The 2,802-nt window shown below is 70.2% G+C and carries 2 protein-coding genes and 2 pseudogenes; 2 read left to right on the top strand and 2 right to left on the bottom strand.

The genetic code is table 11. From position 1 onward, the window contains the following. Together B0W88_RS30975 and B0W88_RS30970 are read right to left on the bottom strand one after the other, a co-directional pair. A pseudogene (locus tag B0W88_RS30975) lies at positions 1–183 on the bottom strand (hypothetical protein); the annotation flags it as partial. 12 nt (positions 184–195) lie between these two features. Next, complete coding sequence (locus tag B0W88_RS30970; RefSeq protein WP_077038319.1) at positions 196–1,728, bottom strand: DUF4331 domain-containing protein; 1,533 nt, start codon at positions 1,726–1,728, stop codon at positions 196–198. 205 nt (positions 1,729–1,933) lie between these two features. Here B0W88_RS30970 and B0W88_RS30965 point away from each other — a divergent pair, with 205 nt between their 5' ends. Continuing rightward, positions 1,934–2,551, top strand: coding sequence for a sigma-70 family RNA polymerase sigma factor (locus B0W88_RS30965; protein WP_077038318.1), 618 nt, complete (start codon positions 1,934–1,936; stop codon positions 2,549–2,551). Then, positions 2,551–2,802 (top strand): annotated as a pseudogene (locus B0W88_RS30960) (hypothetical protein); the annotation flags it as partial. The gene B0W88_RS30965 and the pseudogene B0W88_RS30960, both read left to right, overlap by 1 nt.

Here is a 2,802-nt window from a genome sequence, read left to right as displayed (position 1 = left end):
GCTCAGCGTCAGCACGAACTGCGTGTACGCCGTGGACGAGGCCAGCGCGCTGGCCGGCACGGCGGTGGCGTCGGCCGGCGGCGTCATCGTGCCGCCGCCGCCGTCGTCGCCACCGCCGCCGAAACAGCCGGCCAGCATCAGCGCCGCGGCGAGCGGGCTCAGGGCATGTGCTCTGTTCTTCATGGCAGGGCCTCCTTACTTGGTGCCGCCGATCGGCGTGGAGAGATACGGGAAGGCGCCCAGCAGCGGCACCACCGCGTTGTCCACCGCGTCGTGCAGCTTGAAGGCGGTGGCGCCCAGCGGCACCGCCGAGGGCTTGCAGGCCGCGCCGAACTTCAGCGCATCGGTGTCGCCGTTGGCCACGCACAGGCCGCCCATCACCGCGACCAGCGAGATGTCGACGATGTCGTCCTTGGGCCGGCGGCCGTTCGGGTAGCCGGCGTTGTCGTTGCCGCCGGCCAGGATGTTGCCGACGATGCCCAGCCGGTTCTGCTGCGCGAAGGGCACGGCGGCGATCGCCGTGTTCAGCCGCAGCTCCTCCGAGGCCACCACGTTGGCCGGCTGGTTGACGCCCTTGATGCCGGTCAGGAAGGTGGTGACCAGGTCGTTGCGCGGGATGTTGGTCGGTGCGGTGCCGGGCAGGTTGAGCACCGTGGAGATCAGCGCCGGCAGCGTCGGGTTGGTCACATAACTGGCGAACTGGGCGTCATCCTTGGGCTTGGACGCATTGAACTTGTCCTTGTCCGGCAGGCCGATCACCACCTCGTTGACCAGGGGCATGCCCAGGCGTGAGACCTGCACCCAGGCGCCGCCGGCCTTGTCGTTGGCCTGGTGGCCGGACTTGGGCGAGGGATCGAGCACGCGGGCCTGGCGCAGGCTGGCCGTGGTCCAGCCGCCGATCACGGTTTCGGTGCCCGCCGTGAGGCAGCTCTTGTGCACTTCCAGCGCCAGCGTGGTGACGTTCTTGTCGGCCAGGTCGTCGTGCCCGGCATTGATCAGGCTCGGGTCGGTGAGCACACTGACCGGCGCGTTCACCAGGTCGAAGATCACGCCCAGGTTCACCGCGAACGGATCCTTGCGCTGGCCCACGAAGACCTTGGCCGGCATGCTGCAGCCGGGGATGTTGACGGTGTAGATGTGCTTGGCCGCGTAGGCCGGGTAGTCGGCGATGGTCTTCACGCCGATGTTGTCCACCGGCTTGTCGAAGGTGGCGCTGCCGCCGGTCGCGTTGGTGACCGAGGCCTTGGTGCCCGAGCGGCGGTCGCCGCGCACCACGTCCACCGTGTAGGTCTCGTTGACGTTCAGCGAGGCGGCCTTCACGTCGCTGACCGTGCCGGACTGGATCAGCGGGATCGCCACGCTCTTGTCGCCGATCGTCAGCGCCGTGCCCTTGAGCGTGTTTTTGAAGCGGAACTGGAAGGTGATGTCTTCCTTGGCGTCCCCGTTGTTGTCCACGTGGATCTCGTACAGCGCGTTCGGGTCCAGCGAGAAGTAGTTCGGCCCGCCGTAGGCGTCCTGCAGCGGCAGGTAGTTGGCGATCAGCGTCACGTAGTCGGTGCGGCCCGACTCGTAGCTCATGAACATGTAGAAGTCGCTGGCGTCCACCTTGGGCGAGGTGGTGATGAAGGGCGCCTCGCGGTGGCTCGAAGCCTGGGCGGCGAAGGCGCAGAGCAGGGACGCAGCGAAGGCGAGCGGGCGTAGCCGCTCCTGGAAGGGCAGTGCATGCATCGGGGTCTCCTCGGGTGGGATGGACGGCTTGTCCACCCGAGCCCTTACGCCGGCCGGCGCGGCCTGGATGTTTCGCCCTTGTGTGCCCCTGATGCGGGGGAGGCCATGCATCCGGCGGGACCGGTGCTGCGTACGCGCGGACGCATGGCAAGGAAATGACCGGGCCGGTGAATCCAATCCGCCCCGGCCTGCGTATCAGTCCACCATGGACACCCAACCGCCCCCGGAGCCGCTCGCCGGCCTGCTCTCGCGCGTCGCGCTCGGCGACCGCGGCGCCTTCGAGGCGCTCTACCGCGCCACCTGCTCCCAGCTGTTCGGCGTCGTGCTGCGCATCAACAGCGACCGCAGCCAGGCCGAGGAGGTGCTGCAGGAGACCTTCGTCAACATCTGGCGCTCGGCCGCGAGCTACCAGGCGCTGCAGGGCCACCCGCTGGCCTGGCTGAGCCGCATCGCCCGCAATCGCGCGATCGACAGCCTGCGCCGCCGCGCCACCGAGCCCGACACCATCAGCCGCTACCAGGGCGGCGACGACGGCGAGGAGCAGGACCTGCTGGCCCGCAGCGCCAGCGACGCGCCCGGCCCGCTGGAACTGCTGGACCGTGCCTCGCGCCGCCACGCGCTGGAGCACTGCATGGGCAGCCTCAGCGGCGAGCAGCGCTCCTGCCTGGCGCTGGCCTACTACCAGGGCTACTCGCACGCCGAACTGGCCGAGCATCTGCGCGAGCCGCTCGGCACGGTGAAGAGCTGGGTGAGGCGCGGCCTGCTGAGCCTGCGCAAGTGCCTGGACCGGGCCGCGGGCCTGCTTGGCGCGGAGACGGCCTGATGGACTACAGCCGACCCGAACGGGCCGAGAAGCTCGCTGCCGAATACGCGCTGGGCACGCTGCGTGGCCCGGCCCGCCGGCGTTTCGAGCGCCTGCTGCCTGCGCATCCGGTGCTGATCGAGGCCGTGCAGCGCTGGGAGCAGCGCCTGCAGGCGCTGGCCACCCAGGTCGAGCCGGTGCCGCCCCCGGCGCGGCTGTGGCCGGCCATCCAGCGGCGCCTGTTCGGCGAGCCCGCGCCGGCCCCGCGCTGG

It is taken from the genome of Pelomonas sp. KK5, from assembly GCF_001984095.1.
GTDB lineage: Bacteria > Pseudomonadota > Gammaproteobacteria > Burkholderiales > Burkholderiaceae_C > KK5.
The sequence above is the reverse complement of the archived record's forward strand: the minus strand, read 5'-3'. Positions and strand labels throughout refer to the sequence as shown.

What these genes read in the sequence shown, in the direction of transcription:
- B0W88_RS30970 (WP_077038319.1), bottom strand. Translation starts at nt 1,728, where the DNA reads ATGCATGCACTGCCCTTCCAGGAGCGGCTACGCCCGCTCGCCTTCGCT.
- B0W88_RS30965 (WP_077038318.1), top strand. Translation starts at nt 1,934, where the DNA reads ATGGACACCCAACCGCCCCCGGAGCCGCTCGCCGGCCTGCTCTCGCGC.